This window comes from Actinokineospora sp. NPDC004072 (genome assembly GCF_053604195.1).
Genome location: NZ_JBSGHB010000009.1, coordinates 15,644 through 39,109, shown reverse-complemented (window position 1 = coordinate 39,109; position 23,466 = coordinate 15,644). Strand labels below are relative to the sequence as shown.

Below are 23,466 nucleotides of genomic sequence, written 5' to 3'. Positions count from 1 at the left end.
CCTGTGTCGGAACTGCCACGCCCGCGAGAACGCGACACTTCAGAGCCGGGCGCGGGCCGTGCCGACGCCCGGCCCTGGAATCAGTCGCAGACGAGCAGCTTGCGATGGCCTCTCCCCCGTTCCTGCTGCCTCCGGATCACCCAGGTGCCCGGCGCGATCCCCGTGCCGCCGTGCTCCGGATGGACGAGGTAGGCAGGCGCGGAGTTCTCGATCACCGCGATCGCCAGCCGGAGGCTGTCGTGCGCGGAGTAGATCCAGCAGACGCCCTCGTCGGCGACGAGGGTGTGCGGGTTGTTCCCCGCCACGCCGCGGACGAGTTCCACGCCTTCGGCGGGGACCATCCGGGAGTAGTGCCAGCGGAGGTTCGGAACCAGGCGGGTGGGGATGACTATCAGATCACCTTGGGCCTGCAGGCCGTCGATGACGGGAATGGTGAGGTCGCGTTCGAGGTGGTCGAGGGCGTGCAGCCGCGTGCGGTCGAGTAGCTCCGTGAGGTTCATGGGATCACCGTCAGGTTCGTCGCTGGAGTTGTGCGTAGTGGGCGCCGCTGAGGCCGTAGGTCCAGCCCGCGGCGTCGATGGGGTCGTCGAACCAGTCGGGCACGCGCAGGCCGTAGCGGCGGCGGGTGCCGTCGCGTTCGACTGAGCCGTTCACGGCCAGCAGCAGCCTGCTGGGCTCGTCCCAGCTGGGCAGGTCGTACAGGACGAGTTCGTGCCCCGGGTTGCCGGGATCCGGGGCGCGGCCCACGACGGTCAGGTTCGCCTGGCTGATGAAGTCGGCCCATCCGAGGCGTTCGATGGCGCACCGCCGAACCTCGATGTTCGGTTCCGCCGCGATCCTGTCCACTGTGGGCTCTCGAATGACCCACGCCGGAACTCTTGTGCCGTCCCAGAAGTACAACTCCCAGCCGTCGGGATAGGCGACGGCAGGCCCATCCGCGCAATGCAGCCGCTCATCTTTGAGGCGCAGGGCCACGGGCCGTTCCGTGAGGACACATCGGTCCTCCCGCGGCCACCACCAGCCACACGACCGCGCGATGTCCGACCATGGACGGACGGCACGCGGGATCCCGGGCCGGCGAGCGTCGCAAGCGGCCAGCCAGTCGACATCGTGCTGCCCGAACCACATCAACCCGAGCCGTCGACCCACGCCCGCGCGGATGGCGCCTGCGATCGATTCGCGCACCAGGCGACGCAGGCCGCCGAACTCGTCGGGTACCCACCACTCCCGATCCCCGATGTTGGGCCGCCATCGCTGTTCAGCCGCTAGCGACGCGAGCCGAACCTCGAACGGCGCGTCCCGGTCGAACCGCAGTTCCCCCTGCTGCACAAGGGAAACGGCGGCCGATGGCGAACCGGCCCAGACGAACTCGGGAGGTGGGTGGCCCAACTGCGCGTACAGGGAGGAGACAGCAGCCTCCGCGCTGGCGCGATCAGCAGGCTCAGTGCTCAGCGCGTAGCGAAGCCACTCGGTCCTGACATCATTCTCGCGGCCCGATTCCGGCCGCGGGGCGCTCATAGCGCGAGGGCGAACACGCCCTTTCCGGTAGACATGCCACGATGATCGCAGCAACCAGCTGCGCCGCGCAAGCACCTCCGCGCCAGACTCGGCGGCTTGGTATCACCGGCCAGTCCCACATACCGCCCGCCATTGTGCACGAACCCGAGTCGGTGGCAGAACCCGTACCAGTCTTCATCCACCGCACGCTGTCGGCGTCCACTCTCGCCAGACGCCCGAAACGTCGACCAGCGAGGCCCGGCAGGGGTGCGCCGTCCCGACTGCCGGGGCGGCGCACCCCTGCGGGCGGAAGTCACCCGGCCTGTTCCTCCAGGTCCGTCGCGGGAACGGGTGTGGGCATGCGCCACGCCACGACCGCGGCGGTCATGAGCCCGATGGTGGCCAACGCGGTGGCGACCAGGAACGGATCGAGGGAGTGCAGGGACGGGGCGAATCCGATCCCGACGAATACTGCCACGCCGGTCGCACCGCCCAGTTGGTCAGCCGCGCGCTGGACGCCCGAGGCGGTCCCGGCGTCGTCCTCGGTGACGCCGCTGACCGCCAGATACTGGAGTCCCACGAGGCCGAATCCCATCCCGGCCGCGATCAGGAGCATGGCGGGGATCATCGCCACGCCGTCTGCCCGCAGGGCCGCGATGACTGCGATCGACACCATCGCGGCCGCGGTGAACCCGATGCCGACGAGCACGCACGCTCCAGCTCCCCAGCGGCCCAGCAGGCGGGGCACGAGCATGGAGATCCCGATCAGCGAGAGGGCCAGAGGCAGCATCGTCAGGCCCGCGCCGAGCGGGCCGATGCCCAGCCGGTCCTGCAGGTAGAAGGTGAACAGCAGGAACGAGGTCGACAGCGCCCCGCTCAGCAGCATCGTGGCCACGTTGGCCGCCACCCGCGTGCGGTTGGCGAAGAAGCGCAGCGGCAGCAGCGGGTTGCGCGAGCGTGCCTCGACCCGCACGAACGCGACCCCAGCGGCCACCGCGCCAGCCACTGACCCCACGATCACCCATGCGGGCGTTCCGGGTTCGCCAGCTTCGACCACGCCGAAGATGAACAGCAGCGGGCAGGCGGTCAGCAGCAGTGCGCCGGGAAGGTCCAGCCGCGGGAGGTCCTTGGCCGCAGGCCGTGGCCCCTCGACCAGGAAGACGGCCACCAGCAGCACGATCAGGATGAACGGGACCGAGACCAGGAAGATCCACCGCCAGCCCAGGTGGGCGGTGATGATCCCGGCCAGGACGAATCCGACCACGAGGCCGCAGCTGGCCACCGCCGCCCACACGCTCAGGGCCCGCGACCGGCGCGGACCTTCGGGGAACATCAGGACGATGGTGGCCATGGCGGCGGGCAGCGCGATGGCCTCACCGGCGCCCTGCAGCAGGCGCGCGATCACCAGCAGGGCGAACGTGGGGGCCAGGCCCGCCAGCAGGGACGCGGCCCCGAACAGGCCGGTGCCGAGCAGCAGCACGCGCCGCCGCCCGAGCAGGTCGCCGAGCCTGCCGCCGAGCATCAGCAGCCCGCCACCGGCGACGGTGTACCCGACCACGACCCAGGTCAGAACGGGCCCGTCGACGGCGAAGTCGGCGCCGATCGAGGGCAGGGCGATGGTGACCACGGTCACGTCGACCGCGATGAAGAACTGCAGCATGGACATCGCGCACAGCACCAGCCGCGCGCGTGCGGGGGACGGGCTGTGCCCGCGTGAAGAAGGGATGCCTGGAAGCATCAGGTGCTCCGTTGCTCAGAAGAGGTTCTGAGCAGCACGAACGTGCCGCTCCGGTCTGATCACGAAGCGGCTGGACGTCCAGGAGGAGAGTGAGCCGAACGCCCCGCCGCTAGCGGGACGACCTGGTCACTGCGGCGCAAGCGGCCGCGCACGAAGCAGCAGACATGCCGCGAACGCTACCAGGGCAGGGCACCCGGCTCAGTGCCCTGCCCGACGTCACTTCACCCGTAGGCCCGTTCCTGTCGGGCGGGTCTATCAGGGTTTGCGCCCCACCGCGGCGACGATGCAGTGGCCTGCGGCGGGGAAGGGAGCGGTGCGAGGACCCGCTGGCCACCAGTCGTCGGCGGCGATCAGGCCGGGCTCGATGAGGTCCAGGCCCGCGAGCATCTCCTCGATCTGGGCGCGGGTGCGGAAGAAACCGCGGTTGATGCTGCCGTTCAGGATGGACTGCACGCGCTGGGCGGTGGCGCTGTGCTCGTTCTCCGGGTCGATGAAGTGGCTGAACACCACGTAGGAGCCCGAGGGCAGGGCCTCGATGTAGCGGCGCATGACCTCGGCCGGGGTCAAGCCCTCGGCCTCGCTGTGGTGGTGCAGGGTGGCGACCATCATCAACGCCAGCGGGCGGGTCAGGTCCAGGTGGGTGCGGGTCAGCTCGTTGTCCAGGACCTGCTCGGGACGGAAGATGTCGGCGTCGAGGAAGCGGGTGGCGTCGTTCTCCTCCAGCAGCGCCCGCCCGTGCGCCAGGACCACCGGATCGTTGTCGACGTAGAGCACCCGCGCGTGCGGGGACTCCCGCTGCGCGACCTGATGGGTGTTCTCCGCGGTCGGCAACCCGGACCCGCAGTCGAGGAACTGGTCGATCCCGGCGTCCCTGGCCAGGAACCGCACCGCCCGAACCAGGAACTGCCGATTGCTGACCGCGATGATCCGCACCTCCGGCACCGCCGCGTCCAACTGGGCCAGCAACTGCCGGTCGACCTCGTAGTTGTCCTTGCCCCCCAACGCCGCGTCATAGGCACGAGCCACACTCGGCCGAGTCGTGTCGATCGCGGGCAGACGAGCGGAATCCATGACACCTCACAGCAGCGGGGACCAACCGTATTGACGCAGCGTATCGGAACCAACACCAACCGCCGCCGCGCCACGCCAGCACCGCCGCAACGTGCCCCTGTGGGCCAGAGACTCGGCTTCCGGCGCCCACGTGTGCCTTCGCCGGGAGTCATCCGGATTGCGAGAACATGACATCGCCGAAGCTGGTCGGACTCTAGTCATGAGGTCGGCGACGCCAGACCATTGCTACCGCTTGCGGAAGACTGACGGGTCAGGCTTCTTGAACCTAGAGATGACGTTTCTCCGTTTTGCAGTTTCTTCACTGAGCACCACCAATAGAGGACCGCCTTCATACTGCGCCCAGAGTTCTGGAGCAAGAATCACGCTGCCCGATCGACCTGCCGCCCGACGGTGCGATTCGAGACTAGATACGATGAGTTCCTCCAGTTCCGGGCGGAGTTCGGCGGGCCACTCCCATTCTTCGCACCAGTCAATTGCGAGCGTTGCCCCGTTGCCCAGAATGATCGATACTTCATCGGGCTCCAACCATTCCGCGATGTTGTACCAACTGACCCCGTCAGGTCCTATCAAGCGCTCGCCAGCGTCTTCGTAGCGAGGCGTTCCTGCGCGAGACATCTAGAATCGCCCCTTCTTACCCCACCGAAAGTGCACGGCACCAATATAATCCTACGCTTCTTCCTTCTCGGCAAAGACCGACGCTTGGCACCGGGGTGCGTGTCGATGACGCGAACCAACCGTAACCGGAGGAAGTGCAGGGCATCCGGCACCACCCATCGCCGCCCGCGACAAACCATCCTCACCGCGCATCAACCGGCCCAAATCAGATTCACTATGGGCCTGACCTGGGCAGCTGCGGCTAATTGAAAGCAGGTGACGAAGTTCACCCGATCGAGAAGATCAACGGCGACCCCGCAACGAGATCAACAGGGGTTCTGGAGCGCACTTCTCCTGTTTCGCTCCTTACCTGCCAGTACAACAGTCTTCCCGTCCACAAAAGACGATCGACTAGAGATCGCCCCGGGAAGATCAAACGCCCGCCGACCTGGTGTTTCCACCGAGCCAGCGGGCGTTCTTCAGACCGTCGGGCTGACAGGATTTGAACCTGCGACCCCTTGACCCCCAGACGTGCCGTTATCAAGGTCTGACCTGCGGAAACACGGATCGTCGCCATCAATCTGCCTCTGTTGGAGTCGCTTTGACGCATCTAGCGTCGGCTTGGGCTCGCTCACGTCTCCAGGTTCGCTCCATCCGCTGCACGGCGATCCATTGCCGCCGCAGTCCCGCCTCCCGCGCGGCGAGGGTCCTCCGAGCGCGCCAGGATGCCGCGACACCGTCTCCCACCGGCAGAAGCCCATACCGGTGCCGAAGGCGGAACGGATGTCGTCCAGCACGACCCGCGTCGGCCTATCTGCGGACCACAGCAGGCGGATCACGTCCTCATACCCGTAGCGGCGCCGGTCGTCGCCGCCCCGCTCTGACTCGGGGAGCGGATCGCACGTGGCGTGGTGCCTGCGGAGGCCGCCGCTTCACCGAGCTTGACCTGGCGGGGTGACATGAAACGACGGCACGGCAAGCGCCCTACTGGCCCGCACCAGCCAGCGGCGACCGGCGGGCCGAGCCCGCACGCTGGCGTGGTTGACCACCCTGACCCGGCTGCACGAGACCGCCTAACCCATGACCAGGACTGGGTGTTCAACTGCGCCGAGGAAGCCGTGCTGACGCTCGACCGCTGGTCGACCCCTCGCGCCACTGCCCCGCAACCGCGCCCACGGCACCCACGACGCTGCCCCGCCAACACTTCCCACTACCGCGCCGCCCAGGGCCGAGTCCAGCCTTGGCGCGGAGCCAGCGGGTCACCAGGGCACGACGCCTTCGTCGTCGAAGAAGCCGCCGCGCGGGCCGTCGTCCGGCAGGGTGGCGAGCCGGATCGCGATCGCGGCGCCCTGTGCTGGGGTGCGGGGGGCGTGGCCGCCGGTGAAGTCGGTCGCGACGTAACCGGGGCAGCAGGCGTTCACGATGACGTTCGTGTCGGCGAGCACGCGGGCGTACTGGGTCGTGAGGCTGTTGAGCATCGACTTGGACGGAGCGTAGGCGGCCATGACCGGGCCGGTCCGCAGGGTCAACGAGCCCATGTTGCTAGACACGTTGACGATGCGTGGCGCGTCGGCGCGGCGCAGCAGCGGGAGCACCGCGTTCGTCACCCGGACGACCCCGAACACGTTGGTGTCGAGGACCGTGCGGACGACGTCGAGGTCGAGCGTGGTCGGGTCCTGCGCGCCGTCGTCGGTCCGGCCACCGATGCCCGCGTTGTTGACGAGCACGTCGAGCCTGCCCGCGGTCTGCTCGACGGCCGCCGCGGCCGCGGTGACGCTGTCGTCGTCGGTGACGTCGAGCGCGACCCCGAATGCGTCGACACCGTCCTTCCGCAGGTGTCCTACTGCCTCCTCGCGGCGGGCCTCGTCGCGGGCGCCCACCGCGACCGTGAAGCCGAGCGCGCCGAGCCCCTGGGCGATGGCGAAGCCGATCCCCTTGTTCGCGCCGGTGACCAGCGCGGTCCTCATCTCGTTCATACGACCATGCTCGGCGAGCCGCGCCGTCACTGTCCAAGATCGATTCAGTAGGCTGTGATACCCGCCGGGTATCATGCGCGTGTGGCCGACCTGGAGACTCGCGAGCTCCGCTATTTCGTTGCCGTGGCCGAGGAACTGCACTTCGGGCGCGCCGCCGACCGGCTCGGGATCGCACAGCCGCCGCTCTCCCGCGCGATCAGCCGGCTGGAACAGCGGCTCGGGGTCCAACTCCTGGACCGCGACCGCCGCAGCGCCGCGCTCACCGACGCAGGCGCGGTGATGCTCCGCGAAGCCAGAGCCGCCCTGGCCGCGGTCGACGCAGTCACGCGCAGAACGCGCCGGGCCGCGGACCCGAAGCGCCCGCTGGTGCTCGCGACGAAGGCCGGTGCGTCGCACGAGTTGCTGCAACGGCTGCTCGACTCGGTCGCCCAACCGGTCGACGTCCTCCTGTGCGAGGTCGGCGAACAGGCGGGACTGCTGCGGGACGGGCGCGCCGACGTGGCCCTCATGCACCGCCCCTACGACGACCTCGCGGGCTTCGACACGGAGGACCTCCACACCGAAGGCCAGGTCGCGATCGTGCCCGCGACGCACCCGCTCGCGGCCCGCGACCGGGTCACGCTGGCCGAGGTCAGCGACGTGCCGGACCTGCCGATCGCCCGCTGGCCCCGTCTCGACGGGACCTATCCGGACGGCCCCGGGCCGGAGGTGCGCACCCAGTCGCAGCTCGCGCAGCTCGTGGCTCTCGGCCGGACGCTGCTCGTCATCCCCGCGTCCAGCCGCGCCTGGCAATGGCCCGAACACGTCGCGGTGCCGGTGGTCGACGCCCCGGACGTCACCACGGTGATCGCGTGGCCGCCGGGGAGGCGGTCGCCTTCGCTCGCGTCACTCGTCCTCGCGGCGACCGGGCTGCGCCACCCTGACGAGCCGCAGGCCCCTTCACCGCCACGCGACCGCGTCAGACGGCAGTCCGGCTCACCATGACGCCATGCTGCGGACCGACACCCGATCTCGGGTGACTGCCAGACCGGCGCCTGCCCGCACACCGCCATCCGCGACGACATCACCGCCAACCTCGACGCCGTGGACCGCCTCGACGAGCGCCATCCCGACCTGGAACTGGTGATCGCCGAAAGCGGGGGCGACAACCTGACCGCCGTGTTCAGCCGCGGGCTGGCCGACCGGCAGATCTTCGTCGTCGACGTCGCGGGCGGCGACAAGGTGCCGCGCAAAGGCGGACCCGGCGTCACCCACCGCCGACCTCCTGGTGATCAACAAGGTCGACCTCGCCGACCACGTCGGCGCCGACATGACCGTGGTGGTCTCCGACGCCCACCACATGCGCGGCGACCGACCCGTGATCACCCAATCGCTCACCCGCACCCCCAACGCCCTGGACGTCGCCGCCTGGGTGCGAGCCCAGCTCGCCGTCCCGCTGGGCTTGTGAGCGGTGCGGTCCGTCGCGATCGTGACCGCCGAGCGGGGCACCGACGGCCGCACCACCGTCCAGGACCTGCGCTCGGAAGCACCCACCCGGCTCATCCCCCGCCGCACCGCGGTGCGGAGCCGGGACGGCAGCGCCACCGTGCGCATCGTCGCCTCCGCCGCGGGCCCGCTCGGCGGCGATCGACTCGACCTCCACGTCCGGGTCGGCGCGGGCGCCCACCTCCGACTCATCGGCACCGGCGCGCCACCCTGGCCCTGCCCGGCCCCAACGCCCACCACAGCCACTCAACCGTGCACATCACCGTCGAACCGGACGGACTACTCGAATACCTCGCGGACGCGACAATCATCTGTGCAGGCGCCGACCATCACACCGAACTACGCGCCGACATCGCCGCGGGCGCTCGCCTTCCTGGCGGGAAACCCTGATCCTGGGCAGACACGACGAGGCCCCCGGCAAACTAACCGCCACCACCCACGTCGTCCTAGCGGGCACACCACTGCTGCGCCAAAGCCCTGCTCACGACCGTGACCGCGCATCGAACACGCCATTCGATTACGCGCGCCCGGCCTTCCTCACCGTCGACAAGCCCGCCGCGCGGCTTGGCCATGCCGCCGACGCCGATCGGTGCCCTGATGGGGTGCTCAGCTGGGCTCCAGCACGGAGACCTCGTGGCCGGAGCCGACGATGACGGACCCAGCAGGCGTGGCGGCGACCGCGCGCACGTAGTCGTGGAAGGAGTAAACGGCTTCGGCGCTCATCGTGGCGAGGTTCCAGAAGCGGACGGTGTGGTCGCCGCCGGTCACGGCGATCGGGCTGCCGTCGCGCATCAGGCAGGCAGCGGTGTTCACTCGACTGGTGTGCCCGGTCAGGGTCGCAAGCACCACACCAGTCCCGAGGTCCCACACCCGCACGGCGCCGGAAGCGTGACCGGTGACAGCGATGGGTCGGCGGTCCGCGTCAAGGCAATCGAGGGCGACCACCGGCGACGTGTCCGGGCCCGGCCAGGCGACGCTGGCCGCAGGTGCGCGTGCGGCGAGGTCCCACAGGCGGAGCCCGCCATCGGTGGTGCCGAGCACGCAGACGGTCCGGCCGCCGACGGTAGCGCAGGCGGCCGCTGTCACCGACAGCTTCTCCGGGGACAAGGCCCGCAAGGGCCCATCCGGCAGCCGCCACAGCCGGGGTGCCATACCGAGGCCCGCGAGGACGGCAACGGGCCTGCCCCCCAGGGTCGTGCAGGCGAGGGCGGTGAGCTCGCCGGTGTGGATGGCGTCGCCGACGGTGCGCAGCGGGGTCATCCGAGGAGTGGGCTCCACCAGCGTCACCGTCCGGTTCGCGGTGCCGACCACCAGCACCGGTCTACCGTTGATGGCGCTGGTCGTGACCGAGGTGATCGCACTGTCGCGGGAGCGGTGCACGCCGAGCGTGTGCCCGGTCGCCAGGTCCCAGAGCCGGACGGTGTGGTCGGCACTGCCGCTGACCGCGACCCGGACGCCGTCGACGACCATGCAGGCGAGAGCAGTCACCTGGTCGGCGTGCGCGCCGGTCGGTCCCCTGCCGAGGTCCCACACCCGCAGGCCGCGGTCATCCCCCGCGCTGATGACGACCGGCCGGTCGTCGACCTCCGCCCAGCCCAACGCCCACACCACGTCCTTGTGCCCTTCCAGCAGCGCGGTGCACCTGGTGGTGCGCAGATCCCAGACCCGCACGACGCGATCCGCGCCCGCCGCGACCACGACGGGCCGTCCGTCCACCACCAGGCAGTCAACCGCGTGGACCGCCCCGTCGCCGCGCAACTCCGCCTCGCACGCGCCGGTCCGGAGGTTCCACACCTGCACCCAACCGCTGTCGTGGGCGCTGAGGACAACCGGAGGCCCGTCCTCCGCGCACGCCATCGCCCAGACCCGGCCCTGGCCGCAGGGGAATTCCCGGACCACGGCCCCGGTCTCCAAGTCCCACACGACGATCAGGTGCTCGTCGCCTGCTGTGATGGCCACGGGCCTGCCATCGAGGTCGGTGGTGGCGACCGCCCACACCGGAGAAGGTCGCCTGCCGAGGATCGTGGACCGGCCGCTGACCAGGTCCAGAACCTTGACGACGCCGTCGTCATCGCCGCTGACCGCGACCGCCCTGCCTGCGCAGGTGATCGTGGCGATCGCCCAGATTCGCGCGGAGTTCTCGATCCGGGTCGTGCACTCGCGGCTGATCAGGTCCCACACGCGCAGGGTCCGGTCTCCGCTGCCGCTGATCGCGATCGGCCTGCCCGACACCTCGGCGGTCGCCACTGCGGTCACCTTGTCGGTGTGTCCGGACAGCACGGCGGTGCACCGCAAATCGGCGACGTCCCACAACCGCACCGCGTTGTCGACGCCTCCGGTCACCGCGACCGGCCTGCCGGCGACCACGGCCCGCGCGACCGCCCAGATCTCCGCCGTGTCCAGCTTGCGGCCCGCGGTCCCGATATCCCAGATACGGGTCGTGCAGTCGGAGTTGGCGGTGACCGCGACCGGATTGCCCTCGATCTCGGCGCACGCCACAGAGGTGACGCGGTTGGCGTGCCCCGAGAGCAGGCCGAGGCTTCTCCCGGTCCGCACATCCCACAACCGCACGCTGCGATCCGTGCCGCCGGTCACCGCCACCGGGATCTCCCCGACCGACGTGCAGGCCACGGCCCAGACCCGGTGGGAATGCCCGCGAAGGGTGAACATGGGTCGGCGTCTGTCCGCGTCCTCGCTCAGGTCCCACACCCGCACGGTGCGATCGCAACTGCCGGTCACCGCGACCGGTTTGCCGTCGACGAGCGTGCAGGCGACCGCCGTGACCCGGCTCAGGTGCCCGGTCAGCACGCCGACAGCCCGGCTGTCATGGGCGAGCGACAGGTCCCAGAGCAGCCCGCGGCCTTCCCAGCCGACGCTGACCAGGAGGGTCCGGTAGCCGGTCGACACGCAGGCCACCGATCGCACCGTCCGGTTATGTCCGTTCAGGACGGCGAGGCAGCGCCCGCTGGTCAGGTCCCACACCCGCACGGTGCGGTCGGTGCTGCCGGTGATCGCGATCGGGCGACCCGCGATCTGCGTGCACGCGACCGACCACACGCGGGCGGTGTGGCCGTCGAGACCGCGCACGTGCCGCCCGGACCGCAAGTCCCACACGTCGACCGTGCCGCGAGCGCTCGTGGTGACGGCGACAGGGCGCCCCAAGACCTCCGTGCAGGCAATCGACGTCGTGCCGGACGAGTTGTCCAACCGCGTGATCTTCTGCCCGGTCGGCAGGTCCCACACGTCCAGGGCGTGCCCACCGGTGATGGCGATCGGTTGGCCGTCGAGCGTGCCGCAGGCCACCGCATCCACCCTGGCGCGGCCCGCCACGTTGCCGAGCAGCGCGGTCGTGATCTGGCTGCTGGTCGACCACCTCGGTTGCCAGACCAGCCCGGACCGCACCGCGGCGAGTTGCGGGCGGGCGTTGAGCCGGGCGGCGTCGAGCGCGAGGAGCTGCCTGCGGCTGCCCGGGTCGGCTCCGCGGTGCAGGTGTGCGGAGGCGCGGTAGACGGCGGCGGTGAGCTGCGCGTCCGTGCTCCGCACCGCGCGCAGCGCGAGGAGCAGGGTGTCCGGCGCCGCGTGCACCAGGAAGTCGCCGTCCGCGACGAGCCGGTCGAGTTGGTCCGCCCCCGCGGCGTGCGTGGCGAGGTTGCGCAGGGAGTACGGATGCGCGTGCGCCCAGTCGATCGCCCCGGTGTCGGTTCGGGGCGCACGAGCGGTGAGCACCTGGACCAACGCCTGGTGCGCCTGCGCGTCGTCCCGTCGGTCGGCGAGGTGCTCGGCCATAGCCCGGTGGTACAGCCGGTAGACGGACCGACCACCCTCGACGACTTCGACGACGTGTGAGCCTGCCGCGTCGCGCAGCCAGAACAGATCCTCGTCGGTGTAGCGCCGCCCGCTGATCGCCGACGCGGCAGCGGCCCAGATGTCCTCCCACGGCAGGCCCTGACCCTGGGCGTAGGCCAGGGGCAGCAACAGGTCGCGCGCCCGTTGGCTGTGCTCGCCGAGCCGGTCCAAGTCCTGGTTCATGGCGTCGCCGACCATCCGCGGCAGCCTGGACCGCCACCGGGCGTCGTCCGGGTTCGGGACGCCCGCCATGTTGGCGAGCGTGTGGCTGCTGAGGTGCGCGATCAGGAACGACGTCCCCGCCGCCGCGGCGACCTCGTCGGCGATGGCCGCGACCTGGGCCTGATCCGCTGCGCGATAGGGGCTGTCCTGGCTCGCTCCGAGGAGCCCCCTGATGACGTAGGCGCGCACGGCTGACGGGTCGGCGAACGCGCCGTCCAAGTCGATGGCGGTGCTCAGCTCGGCGGGGATCAGAGTGGCCAGGTGCGTCCGCATGCCCAGGAGCAGGCGAATCGCACCACCGCTGTCGTCGACCCGGACGAGTCGCGTCAGGAAGGCGATGAGCTGCCTCGGGTCGGCGGCTTCGTCGAGCGCGTCGACCAGGATCGTCCACGGCCTGCCGCGTTCGGCCAGCGCGGTGATGAACTCGTCTGTCGACGTCGCGGTGGTCCCGACCACGGCCGCGATCCGCGACCGCACCTCGTCCGCGGTCAACCCGGTGGCATGGATCTCCAGGTCCACCGACCCCACCGGTGGGATCGTGCTGTGGTCGAGCCGAAGTGTCGTGGTCGGCACCATCTGCCGCCGGTCCGGATGAGCCAGGGTCGCGACCAGGCCGAGCACCGCGGTCTTGCCGGAGCCCGGACCACCGGACACGACCAGCACGCGGCGGTTGGCTCCTGGTGTCGACAACCAGGTCGTCATCGCGGCGAGCGCCTTGTGCCGCCCCGCGAACCACCACTCCCCGTCGACCCCGTGGTGGGCCATGGCCTTCGTCAGGAACCGCTGCCGGTACTCGACCTCCCGCTGCTCGGCCCGTGCCTCCCACTCGGCCAGTTGCTGGACGCGCAGGTCGGCGCCGTTGAGCCGGGCGTCGTGGCGCGGATTGGGCAGGAACGCGGGGACGAACCCGGACAGCCCGACGCTGTTCCAGCCGATCCGCTGATCCGGCGGCCGTCGCGGGTTCCGGTTCATCCGCTCCACGACCGCGCCGATGTCCAGCACGTCCGGCCCATACCCGGCGACCGACAACGCCTGCACAGCCTCGTGCAGCAGTTCGGGGAACGCCTCGGCGTAGGCTTGTTCGTGCGGCTGGGCCGAAGCCACCACCACGAACCCGGCGCCGTCGACCGCGCCCCACCGCTGGGCGAACTTCGACACCGCCGCCGCGATCATGTCCTGCCCGCCTCGCCCGGAATAGCAGGTGTCCAGCAGCAGCATCACCCGCCGCACCCGCGTCCTCAGCAGCATGGCGCGAGCCAGATCCGCCGACGGCAGCGCGAACACCGGATTGTCCGGTTCGCTGTCGGCCATCAGCAACTGGTGCTCGAATCCGGCGTCGTCCAGCACGTCCCCGTGAGCGGCCAGATACACCACGACGAGGTCGTCCGGATGCCGCTCGCCCGACCGGCAGAACGAGTTGACCAAGCCGATCAACTGGTCGCGCGACGGGTCCATCCCGATGTCGGTGACATGCTGGTAGCCGAGCACGGTGGTGAACAGATCGACGATGCGCCGCCGGGCCTCGAGCAGCTCCGGCCGGTCAAGCTCCGGTGCTTTCGGATATCGAGTCACCGCAGTCGCGATCAGATAGCGGCGCGCACCGCTGCCGAGGTCAGTCACCCGCTCCCTCCCGCAGGCCCGCTGCGACGGCCATGCCGGTCTCCCGCGCGGTCAGGTACGGCTCCACGGCGTGCGCACGTGATCCATTCTGCACGACGAATCCGCGGACTCCGGGCCCGAACGCCGGGCGCAGGTCCTTGACCAGGGCGACCGCATCGCCAGCGTCGGCGATGTTCGTCCAGGTCAACCGCTCGGTCCCGGGCCACGCACCGCGACCGTCCAGCGGTGCGGGCAGGAGCCGGTCGAAGATCAGGTTACGGATGCCCAACGGGGAGCCGAGCGTCACGAGGGCCCGGACCCGGTGATCGGGCATCGCGCACAACGCCTCATAGGCGACCACCGTCCCGAGGGAGTGCGCCACCACGACCTCGGTGCCCGCGCCGATCACCTCCACGGCCCGGTCGCGAATCCGCATGCGCAGTTCAGCGTCGGAGAAGTACCGGGAGACCTGTTTGAGGTCCGCCACCATCATCCGCGTGGACAAGCCCGCGAAGAACCGCGAGCCGGACAGCGCGCGCAGGGCCACCTGCACCGAATCGGGCGTCCGCGCCAACGTGCGTGCTCCCGGCGCGGTCACTCCCGCATCGGTCGCGGCGGCGCCCGTCCACCAAGCCGCCAAGATTTCGGCGTCCTCTTCGGTGACATCCTCGGACCCGTACATCGGCGTCTCGCCGATCCCGAGCGTGCGGGCAGGCGGGCGGAACAGGTCGCCGTAGAACACAGCCGAAAGGTCGTCGGGCAGCAGCGGCGAGCCCGTGGCCCCTGCCAGCGTCAGACCGCCTGCCAGTGCGGGCAACCACACCGCCACCATCTGCTCCGGCGCCGAGTACTGCTTCCCGATCCCATGCACCACCGCGATCCGAGCCACATCACCATGATCGGCCGTCATGATCACCTGTTACCCGGCTGGGCCAGAACATCCTGCAGGCGCAGCGCGAAAGGGAGGTGCCCTGACCAGGCGCAATCCCGCTCAACCGCTGGTGCTGGGCAGCCCGCCATCCACTCCCCGCCGAGGTCCGCGCCGTCTCCGCCCGGCGCGTCCGCACGCGAGCAGTACCTACGGCGGTCCCGCTCCCAGCGGCTGCGCATGCGGCGGATCGTGCCGCACATCGCACGCAAAGGCGCCGAATCAAAGGGTCGAACTCACCGAACACCCGCCGAGATGAGCTCGAACCGAGAATGCGCCGGGCCGGGCTGTCAACCAGCTACACCAGCGACGGCATGCAGTTGCTGTTGGACACGCGAGGTGTCCGATTCGCGGCCTTGTTCCCGGTACAGCGCCAGAGCTTCCTGCCAGGCCGCACGGGCCTGCTGCAGTTGGCCGAGCGCGGCATGGGAGCGGCCGATGCTGTCGAGTGTCCCCGCGGACTGATAGCGGTGCCCGAGGGTGCGGTACAGGGCGAGGGCCTGGCGGTAGTGCTCGACGGCCTGCCGGTGGTCCCCGGCGCGGTGGGCGATGAACCCGAGGCTGTCCAGGGTGGCCGCCTCCCCTTCGGGGTAGCGGTGGTGCTGGTGGAGGGCGAGTGCGGCCAGGCAGTGCTCACGGGCGGTGTCGAGCACGCCCAAGCGCCCGGCGTACCAGCCCACGGCGTTGAGCGCTTCGGCCTCCCACGCCGGCTGGTTGAGCATGCGGTGCAGGTCGAGGGCGTGTTGGGCGTGCTCCAGCGCTCGCTGGTCGTCCCCCCGCCGTTCCCAGGTGAGGGCGAGCGCACGATGGGTGTGCGCCTGTTGGATGAGGTCGCCGTGGTGCCCGGCCAGGGCGAGCGCCTGGTCGAGGTGGTCCGTGGCATCGTCGTACAAGCCCAGCCGGGAATACGACCGTCCGAGGTTCCTATGGGCACGGCTGCGGGCGGCGGGGTCGGGCAGGTGTGCGGCGGCGTCCAGCGCCGCCCGCCACGAGGCGAGGGCGTCATGTCGATGCCCCCGCCGGACGTGGAAGACGTCCAGCACCCAGGCGAGGTGCCACACGACGTCGTGGCGCCCGAGGTCGACGGCGGCGCGTTGGGTGGCGAGGAGGGTGCCGTGTTCGGCCTCCAGCCAGTCCATCGCCGCCGAGACGTCGAGCAGCGGGTGTGGGTGGACATCAGGCGCAAGCGGGCCGGGGTGCAGGCACTCGCGATGGGGATTCACCAGTCTGTCGGCGGTGTGGGCGGTGTGCAGGTGGAAGTCCACCACACGCGCCACGGCGGCCTCGCGCACATCATCGGGCGCAGCAGCGCGGGTGGCGGCGTAGTGGCGGACCAAGTCGTGCATCGCGTATCGACCGCGTGGTCGCCGTTCGACGAGGGACGCTTCCACCAGTGCGGATAGTGCCCGTCGCGCGCGGCTAGGGGGCAGGGCGGTGAGGGCGACCACGGCAGGCAGGGTGGTGTCGGAGCCGGGAGCGATACCCAGCAGTCCGAACAAGGTGCGCTGCTCATCGGTGAGGTGCCGTAGGGACCAGGACAGCACCGCCGACAGGCTGGCAGCCGAGTCGCTGTCGTGGTCGAGCATCTCCAGTCCTAGCTCGCGCAACTCGGCGGCCGCCTCCGTCAGGGAGGTGCCCGGATGGCTCGCGGCGTTGCGGGCCGTGATCGCCAGGGCCAACGGGTAGCCGCCGCAGAGGTCGAACAGCTCGTCGACGGCGCCGGGTTCGGCGGTGACCCGGTCGGCGCCCAGGCGTGCGGCCAGCAGGGCGCGGGCCTCGTCGTGGGTCAAGACGCCCAACGGCAGGTGCTGCGCGCCGTGCCGATCGATCAAGGATGCGAGCGTGCGCCGACTGGTGATCAGCACCGTGCAGGTTGAACCGCCGGGCAATAGGGGAATGACCTGATCAGCGGTGGCCGCGTTGTCCAACACGACCAGCATCCGCCTGTCCGCCACCAGGCTCCGGTAGAGAGCCGCCTGGGCCTCCAGGTCGGCAGGGATCGCGCCGGCGTCGACACCCAGCGCGTCGAGGAACCCCCGCACCGCCACCCCGGGCTCCAAGGGCTCCCGCATGGGACTGAACCCGTGGAGATCCACGAACAACTGTCCGTCGGGGAAGCGCTCCAAGTTCCGGTGCGCCCATGCCAGGACCAGCCAGGTCTTGCCGATCCCCCCAGCGCCGCCGATCGCCGAGACCACCACTCCTGCCGCCACCACCCCCGCGTCGATCGAGGACGCCACGTCGATGGCGGCGCGCCCTCGTGCGACTGCGTCGCGGCTGCCCGTGGGGGCGCTAGCCAAGGCCCGGTCCAACTCCGTCAGTTCCGCCGCCCGCCCGGCGAACTGCGCTGGTGCGGCAGGCAGTTGGCGCGGCACTACCGGCTCAGCGGACGCGGGTGCCTCGTGCAGGTGCACGCCACCGTGCACGACACCGACCTGCACCATCCCCTGCACAGCCCCACAGACCGTGTTGTGCACATAGAGACCGCCCTCGCCGCTCGGCCTGACGGGAACCGGTTGGTCCGGCTCGAGTTCCGCCACCCTGGAAGCACCTCCCACTCCGACCAGCGGACGGAATCCCGACGTCCGCACGTCGTGGAACACGTGACAATCGACCAGCCCACCCGGACGCACCGGCCCGCTTCGCGCGACGCCGTCCCGATCAGTCTGCGGCAGTACGTCGGGCAGATGCCAGTGCCAGTTGTGACGCCTGAACGAAAATGGTCTCGAGCTGCGGTGGCGACAAAGGCCAGTCGATGGTTTCGGATAGTGCCGCAGGTGTAGTGGTAATGGGAACATTGGGCATTGTGCGGCGGCGTTACGTAGGGCGGTTTGCTCGACAGTGTCACCCGGCTGGAATTTCGCTCCCCGCCTGCTCTCCACCTCCCCGTTCGCCAGCACCTGGTCAATCTCGACCAACTCCCGAGCCCCATCCCCAATGTGAACGGAGCGGCTCGCTGAACTACTAAGAAGTAACCTCTAGGCGACCACATCGTTTCGCGCCTGAAATCCAGTGCGGCTCTTCGACGAGAATGGGTGCAGATGTTCCGCCCGTCCCGTTGGTCATAGCGTCCCGACTAGTGTCGCCCGGTTCACCAGATCAGGCATTCAGTGCGGCGTCGATGGCGTTCTCGATCGCGACAACCTCCACAGCCTCACGCTTGGTAAAGATGATCGAGTGCGGATCGTTCTGGGCCTCCATGAACGGAGGACGCAATGGGGCACCCACGAGCGGCGGCTGCCCGGTGTTGATGCGAAAGTGCCCAGCGCGCATGCCTGCTGGCGCGGTCAACTCGATGTACCGAATGGCGCGAAGCGAAACCGACATGGCGTCTTTCCAGACAAGACTCCCTTCAGCCCCTTCGGGGGTCGTGCCGTGACCGAGTTCCCGTCGAACTCGATGCTGCCGCGCTTAGACCATCTACGCTCACAGCTACTGATAGCAGGATCCCACCTGCGCGCCGAACACCACCACCGCGACGCGCGGCTTGGGCGACGCCAACCTCCTCGCACTGGCCCTCCTGCACGAGACAGACGACTCGACACCGTGCCCGCGGACCGCTGGGCGCGCAGCTGGCACCGCCGAGCGGCCAGAGTTGGTGGAGTACGAGGTCAGCGCCGGACAGGGGAACCCCGGCGGGGGCGTGTCCGGTGGTGACGTTGTGACCGAAGTATCCGATCGCCCCATTCGCATAACGGGCGCTCAACTCTCGACACGCGGATCAAGGTCTTAAAGAAAGGCGATCAGATCCTCGCCCGCACGCGACATCAATTTCCACGGACAAACTCAGTAGGTTTATCACCCAGTCGATCGAATGCCCAAAGTCTTCCACATTCTAAACATTTGTACGCCTCGCCAAAACGGCCTAGCAATTCCTCCGCCGTAAGTTCGATATCAAATTCTGCACACCTGAGGTAGTAGTAACTATTTCGGAGGTCGTCAGTCCGAATTACTACACCGCACGCGCAACGAATACTAGCCACATCAACCGCCGTAGAATATGACATTTGACATCGGAGTGCCTCCCCCACTGTTAATCATTCCATTGACCCGCCCGAGAGCGTTGCCGAAGTCGGCAGCCTTCAACCCGGTCCCAGTCAAATCGATTACCCACGCCTCCTCCGTTCACCTGCGAGTGCTTCTTCGCTGTGCGACCGAGAATATCTGTCACCGACGTTCCAGCCTTGGGAGTGTACACGTCATACGTGCCAGAGGGTGGCGAATGGCGAGAAGATGCGCTGAAGACCAATGACGCTCAGCGATCTTGTCCGGAAGGCGAGCATCGCTGGACGCTGGCTAGCCAAGAGTGGCAATACTGCAACTGTCTTTGCCGTGCTCGGGGTGGCACCTTGATCACTGTGCAACTGCTCGCGATCATTCTCTACTGCTGGTGGTCGTGCCTTCGTAGCCCGCCCTGCGCCATAGGCCGGGAGGTCGTCGACCCAACGAGCAATGCTGGAGTTCGGAACCGACCTTGAACCCCTTGAATTCGCAGCCCTTGAGATGAATGCGGAATCCAGCTGTCTAGTCGGGTGCGGATAGCTTAAACGATGTCTCCTCCACCAGGCTGCCGGTGTGAAAGCGCTGGTCGGCACTGTTCCAATCCTTTGGCGCTCCCACGGGGAGCACCAAAGCCACCACGGTCGTCATAGAGCAATCCCGAATCGAATGGGTCAGTAACTGGCGGTAGGCGAACCGATCCGCCTCGAACTCCGTCTCCGGGGACCTCCGGTAGACCGGGACGTTCCGTTCTTCGAAGGCGTAGGCGATGTTGTTGCGGTTGAGGTGCCCGAGCGCGATGTGCCCGATCTCGTGCAGCACGATGAACATCTCCGCGATGAGGCATGAGATCTGGTAGACACCTCCGAAGATGTCGACGCCTTCGGCGACGAGTGCGCGTGCATCCGTCTCCAGGTCCCGCTCAGTCCCATGCCGCTCGGCAAGCCTGCGCAACATCGAGTTGTCGTGGTCTTCCAGGCAGTGCAAGGCCTTGGTGGCGATCACTGGGACCAGCTGCTTCGCGAGAACGCCCTCCGCCAGCCGGAACATGCCCTTGACCTTCTCCTGGCGGGTGTGGTGGGCGCAGTACTCGCCGTCAGTCCACGTGGTCAGGCCCAGCGCGATGTGCACGGCCGCGGAGACGTACAGGACCAAGCCGTGGTTGAGCACGATCGCCGGAACCCCGGACGGCGTCCTCACGCAGAAACCGTTCACGGCGGGGATCGCCGTCGGCATGAACATCAGGTCCGTCACGGGATGGTCGAACTCGCGGGCGTCGACCCCGTTGATCGCCATCATGACGATACACGCCAGCATGTTGTCCTTGCCGAAACCGAACATAGCCGCCTGCAGTTCCGGAGAGACCCCCTGTTCTTGAAGTCGAGGAGGCGCCGGAAACCGCGCGACGTGATGCAGAAGAGCGGCGTATTCCTTGTCGTGCAACGCGGCGCTCAACGCCTGCAGCCACGCCCGGTCTTCTCGGAGCGCCGACTCGCGCCCGCTCGCGTCCATGACGACAGTATGCCGGACCAGATTTCCCGTGCGACACAGACGACCCGACGACTATGCCGTGGAGAACTCGCTGTGGCACCATCGGGCATGCTGACCAGAGCCTGTCTACCGAGATCACCGGCGCCTCGTTGAACAGGCTGCGCGTTCTCCACCAGCTTCCCGAGGAACGCGGTGAGCAACCCGCGTAGCGAACTACGGCGAAGGGTCTTCCGGTCGAACCACCTTGCCCTGGCCGTGCCGCTCCCAATGGCCCAGCTGTTCGGACTCAGGAACGACCGTAGGTACCTGAGCCGAGCCAGATGCGCGGCCCGCCCTGGCAGCCAGATCCGCTTGCAAGACCGGCGGATGGCGCTGAGGGGCGCGGGCGCGCTCGATGCGCACGCCTCCACAGGACGCGGACTTGCTTACCTCCCGAACGTGTCAACGACGGCAATCCATGAGTGGTGCTCAGGAGGTGCCATTGTGCCGGTACTTTCATGCGGACGAGCTCAGGATGGTTTGCTGGTTGCGGTGGGCCATCCGAGTGAATCTCGGCGAGCTTAGGTAACAGTCGGTAAGTTCTTGTGATTCCTTGGTGAATGCGTAAGTGCCAACGAGGGGTCTCAGCAGTGATTACTCGACTCATGAAAATCCTATCGCTAGCCGCACTGCTCAGCCTTTCACTTGCGATCGTGCTGATGGCAAGTTCGGGGTCTCGCGCTTGGAGCGGTTGGGAGCGCGTGGGACTATTGTGTATATTCTGGATCACCCTCGCGGGTTTGCATACGCACTTCTTCTATCGGAAACCGTTCGCTGCGAAGCCTATCACGCCTTTCTCGTTTCACCAGGTTCCCGACAAGCGGATCCTGGAGCTTCAGGAAGAGGCGAAGAACTCCAGGGAGATCCATGCAGATCAGGCTAGAATCTTTGCAGCCGCGATAGCTCGGCCCGAGCAGTTTCGTCGAAGAGTCGTAGAAGAGTACACGCCCGACCGTCGGACGCTAAGGAAGTCGGTTGCCGTCGACATAGAAGTACCGAGGCGTCTGAAGATCACCAACGATAATGCTGAGGTTTTCCTGCCCGTGGTCGTCAACAAGAAGGGTGACCTCCTTGATGACTTTCACGTGCACGAGATGAACGGGGACGGCGTTCTTTGGCTTTCGTACCGCCAATACCTATCCCTTGTGGCGCGGGTTCTGCGAAGACTTCTGTTGACGGCGTACCAGCTGTCCGCAGGCGAAGATCTGCCCAAGGCGGCAGCGCAGGCCGAGCTGATGGCGTTACAGGCGATCGTGCGGCGAGTTGACACACGAAGCAACGCCGGTATGGACTACAGCGCAGCCGACCAAATTGCGAAACTGAGCGTGACGCTTCCTGGACTTCGGACACTTGCGGTGCTCTTCGTCAGACAGCTGACCAGCAACTATGCAGTGGTAGCTCGCGTTTCCAACACGCAAGGAAGGCATCAGAAGTTTCGGTACCAGCTCACCATGACCCCGCGGGTGAAGTTCACCCGAACAGAAAGTTCGCGGACGTGGTCGTTGAGCGGATTCTTCCGGCTGATCTTTGGCGCAAGGCCAGTTGCCCTCAACCTCGACATCGCAAATGCTGGAACTTGTGAGAGCTTTCACCTACATGTCCATGCACCCAATGACCTGTACCTCGCTCGACAAGAAGCGGTCGGCCTTGAAAACGTGCTCAAGCGGACAGCCGAACAAGCGCCAACGCCGCCACACTGTCGCTTCCGCCGTCGCCTTGGACAACCGCATGCGCATTTCTACGCGAGGTTTATGCCAGCTTTCCGACCGGGCGAACGCGCGTCGATCAGACTCCACTTCTATGAGGTTCCGCCAGGCTCCGTTTTTCGAGCTACGTTGACAGCACTTGCTGGCTTGGCAATTCTTTGGTTGGTCGGCTACGTCAATTCTAGACATTCAGACCCAGGCACTGATGCGCCCGCATTTCTTCTGGCCTTTCCCGCGTTGGCGGCAACCTGGCTGGGCTTCGACTCGCCGTCTAGGAAACTCCTTGAGGGAACCCTATCCGCCCGACTGAGCATGACAATGACCGCGCTGCTGTCGATCGTGGGAACTGGACTATTCATGTTACACAAGGCGGGCCCGCAACGCATATGGCCGAAATTGCCCGAAGGTATCTCATTTCTCGGCATTTCCGATGCGACCTGGGCCGTCACAGTTGCTGTCGCATTCTTGAACGCGTTTTACATTGCCTACCTCTGCATCATCCGAACGTGGCAGTACTCCCACCTTCTGGTGAAGAGCGATGAATAAGGTATACAGACTGAAGGCATTCTGGTACAATCGAACTGATCGTTGATATCGTTAGGCGCATTGTTCTTGCGTAGTTCGCAAAGATGGAAGGGGGTGATCGAGAGCGCGGAACTTTGATGTACAGCCTGTTGAAGACCGGTCGAGGCCAGTTGCGTTTCAAAGGGAAGGTTGACATGTCGTTAAGCAGTGAGGTTCCGAGAGCTTTTGCCCCTGCTCAACCGTCCGTGCATGAGCTATCGGGGTACCAAGTGGTCACCCATACTTGGGCTCCTACTCCTGGCGCACCCGAGTTAGGCCTAGACGACTTCTATGAGGCAGTCAATGAGATCGGTGAGTACGATCGATGAAGCACCGGGTCTGCTACTGAAGTAGCATCGGCGTGTGCTCCAACAATGACACCCGTTGCTTGCCTGACAGCTGACGTAAGTAAATGCTCTGCAGCCGCATGCTCCCTGATCGGCTGACGACGATCCTGCTGCCCGCGCCACCTACGCCCCTCCCTGTCGTGCCGGAGGGGCACCTTGGCAACCAAGGCCGCCTGCAGGCTCAACCTCCTCGCCCTGGCCGCCGTTGGTGGGGTGTACGCGACCTCGCCGCTCCGCGCAGTGAAGTGGCTGGCCGCGCCCAGCAGGTCGAATCGACGCCGCTGCAGGTAACTGCCGCCGCCCACCAACGATCTCCCCGCGTATGACGTCCGTTCGGGAGCGCCTGGCTGTAGAAGCCTAGTCA

The 23,466-nt window shown here is 67.7% G+C and carries 15 protein-coding genes and 1 pseudogene; 4 read left to right on the top strand and 12 right to left on the bottom strand.

Features of this window, described 5'->3' with window-relative positions:
• Nucleotides 1–80: 80 nt before the first annotated feature.
• The 6 genes from ACWEPX_RS15550 to ACWEPX_RS15525 form a co-directional block, all read right to left on the bottom strand.
• Complete coding sequence (locus tag ACWEPX_RS15550) at nt 81–500, bottom strand: hypothetical protein (protein ID WP_451897833.1); 420 nt, start codon at nt 498–500, stop codon at nt 81–83.
• A gap of 10 nt (nt 501–510) precedes the next feature.
• Nucleotides 511–1,518: a DUF6745 domain-containing protein gene (locus ACWEPX_RS15545; protein WP_451897832.1), complete on the bottom strand. Its 1,008-nt coding sequence runs from the start codon at nt 1,516–1,518 to the stop codon at nt 511–513.
• A 292-nt stretch (nt 1,519–1,810) separates the two neighbouring features.
• The gene (locus ACWEPX_RS15540) at nt 1,811–3,163 is read right to left on the bottom strand and encodes an MFS transporter (RefSeq protein WP_451897831.1); all 1,353 of its coding nucleotides are present in this window, start codon (nt 3,161–3,163) and stop codon (nt 1,811–1,813) included.
• Between the two features lie 327 nt (nt 3,164–3,490).
• Nucleotides 3,491–4,306 (bottom strand): SAM-dependent methyltransferase, encoded by an 816-nt coding sequence (locus ACWEPX_RS15535; protein ID WP_451897830.1) that lies wholly within the window; start codon nt 4,304–4,306, stop codon nt 3,491–3,493.
• A 225-nt stretch (nt 4,307–4,531) separates the two neighbouring features.
• Entirely contained in the window at nt 4,532–4,921 is a 390-nt protein-coding gene (locus ACWEPX_RS15530) for a hypothetical protein (protein WP_451897829.1), read from the bottom strand.
• Nucleotides 4,922–6,159: 1,238 nt separating this feature from the next.
• Nucleotides 6,160–6,876: an SDR family oxidoreductase gene (locus ACWEPX_RS15525; protein ID WP_451897828.1), complete on the bottom strand. Its 717-nt coding sequence runs from the start codon at nt 6,874–6,876 to the stop codon at nt 6,160–6,162.
• Nucleotides 6,877–6,957: 81 nt separating this feature from the next.
• On the opposite strand from ACWEPX_RS15525, the gene ACWEPX_RS15520 reads away from it, so the two are divergent.
• The 3 genes and pseudogenes from ACWEPX_RS15520 (at nt 6,958) to ACWEPX_RS15510 (ending at nt 8,751) form a co-directional block, all read left to right on the top strand.
• A complete protein-coding gene (locus ACWEPX_RS15520; protein ID WP_451897827.1) occupies nt 6,958–7,860 on the top strand; it encodes a LysR family transcriptional regulator in 903 nt (300 codons plus the stop codon).
• A gap of 39 nt (nt 7,861–7,899) precedes the next feature.
• Nucleotides 7,900–8,323: pseudogene (locus tag ACWEPX_RS15515) on the top strand (GTP-binding protein); the annotation flags it as partial.
• Nucleotides 8,320–8,751, top strand: coding sequence for an urease accessory protein UreD (locus ACWEPX_RS15510; protein ID WP_451897826.1), 432 nt, complete (start codon nt 8,320–8,322; stop codon nt 8,749–8,751). The pseudogene ACWEPX_RS15515 and the gene ACWEPX_RS15510, both read left to right, overlap by 4 nt.
• 216 nt (nt 8,752–8,967) lie before the next feature.
• On the opposite strand, the gene ACWEPX_RS15505 is transcribed toward ACWEPX_RS15510, so the two are convergent.
• From ACWEPX_RS15505 to ACWEPX_RS15480, 6 genes are all read right to left on the bottom strand, one after another.
• Nucleotides 8,968–14,049 (bottom strand): hypothetical protein, encoded by a 5,082-nt coding sequence (locus ACWEPX_RS15505; protein ID WP_451897825.1) that lies wholly within the window; start codon nt 14,047–14,049, stop codon nt 8,968–8,970.
• Entirely contained in the window at nt 14,042–14,944 is a 903-nt protein-coding gene (locus ACWEPX_RS15500) for a hypothetical protein (RefSeq protein WP_451897824.1), read from the bottom strand. Before ACWEPX_RS15500 ends, ACWEPX_RS15505 begins: the two co-directional genes overlap by 8 nt.
• Before the next feature lie 302 nt (nt 14,945–15,246).
• A complete protein-coding gene (locus ACWEPX_RS15495) occupies nt 15,247–17,496 on the bottom strand; it encodes an ATP-binding protein (protein ID WP_451897823.1) in 2,250 nt (749 codons plus the stop codon).
• A gap of 559 nt (nt 17,497–18,055) precedes the next feature.
• A complete protein-coding gene (locus ACWEPX_RS15490) occupies nt 18,056–18,283 on the bottom strand; it encodes a hypothetical protein (protein ID WP_451897822.1) in 228 nt (75 codons plus the stop codon).
• Between the two features lie 25 nt (nt 18,284–18,308).
• Complete coding sequence (locus ACWEPX_RS15485) at nt 18,309–18,662, bottom strand: MOSC domain-containing protein (RefSeq protein WP_451897821.1); 354 nt, start codon at nt 18,660–18,662, stop codon at nt 18,309–18,311.
• Nucleotides 18,663–19,480: 818 nt separating this feature from the next.
• Nucleotides 19,481–20,467 carry a hypothetical protein gene (locus ACWEPX_RS15480; protein WP_451897820.1) on the bottom strand — a complete coding sequence of 329 codons (987 nt, stop codon included), beginning with the start codon at nt 20,465–20,467 and terminating at the stop codon, nt 19,481–19,483.
• Nucleotides 20,468–21,090: 623 nt separating this feature from the next.
• Here ACWEPX_RS15480 and ACWEPX_RS15475 point away from each other — a divergent pair.
• Nucleotides 21,091–22,737 (top strand): hypothetical protein, encoded by a 1,647-nt coding sequence (locus tag ACWEPX_RS15475; RefSeq protein ID WP_451897819.1) that lies wholly within the window; start codon nt 21,091–21,093, stop codon nt 22,735–22,737.
• Nucleotides 22,738–23,466 lie beyond the last annotated feature (729 nt).

What these genes read in the sequence shown, in the direction of transcription:
- ACWEPX_RS15550 (WP_451897833.1), bottom strand. Translation starts at nt 500, where the DNA reads ATGAACCTCACGGAGCTACTCGACCGCACGCGGCTGCACGCCCTCGAC.
- ACWEPX_RS15545 (WP_451897832.1), bottom strand. Translation starts at nt 1,518, where the DNA reads ATGAGCGCCCCGCGGCCGGAATCGGGCCGCGAGAATGATGTCAGGACC.
- ACWEPX_RS15540 (WP_451897831.1), bottom strand. Translation starts at nt 3,163, where the DNA reads ATGTCCATGCTGCAGTTCTTCATCGCGGTCGACGTGACCGTGGTCACC.
- ACWEPX_RS15535 (WP_451897830.1), bottom strand. Translation starts at nt 4,306, where the DNA reads ATGGATTCCGCTCGTCTGCCCGCGATCGACACGACTCGGCCGAGTGTG.
- ACWEPX_RS15530 (WP_451897829.1), bottom strand. Translation starts at nt 4,921, where the DNA reads ATGTCTCGCGCAGGAACGCCTCGCTACGAAGACGCTGGCGAGCGCTTG.
- ACWEPX_RS15525 (WP_451897828.1), bottom strand. Translation starts at nt 6,876, where the DNA reads ATGAACGAGATGAGGACCGCGCTGGTCACCGGCGCGAACAAGGGGATC.
- ACWEPX_RS15490 (WP_451897822.1), bottom strand. Translation starts at nt 18,283, where the DNA reads ATGTCGGTTTCGCTTCGCGCCATTCGGTACATCGAGTTGACCGCGCCA.
- ACWEPX_RS15480 (WP_451897820.1), bottom strand. Translation starts at nt 20,467, where the DNA reads ATGGACGCGAGCGGGCGCGAGTCGGCGCTCCGAGAAGACCGGGCGTGG.
- ACWEPX_RS15475 (WP_451897819.1), top strand. Translation starts at nt 21,091, where the DNA reads ATGAAAATCCTATCGCTAGCCGCACTGCTCAGCCTTTCACTTGCGATC.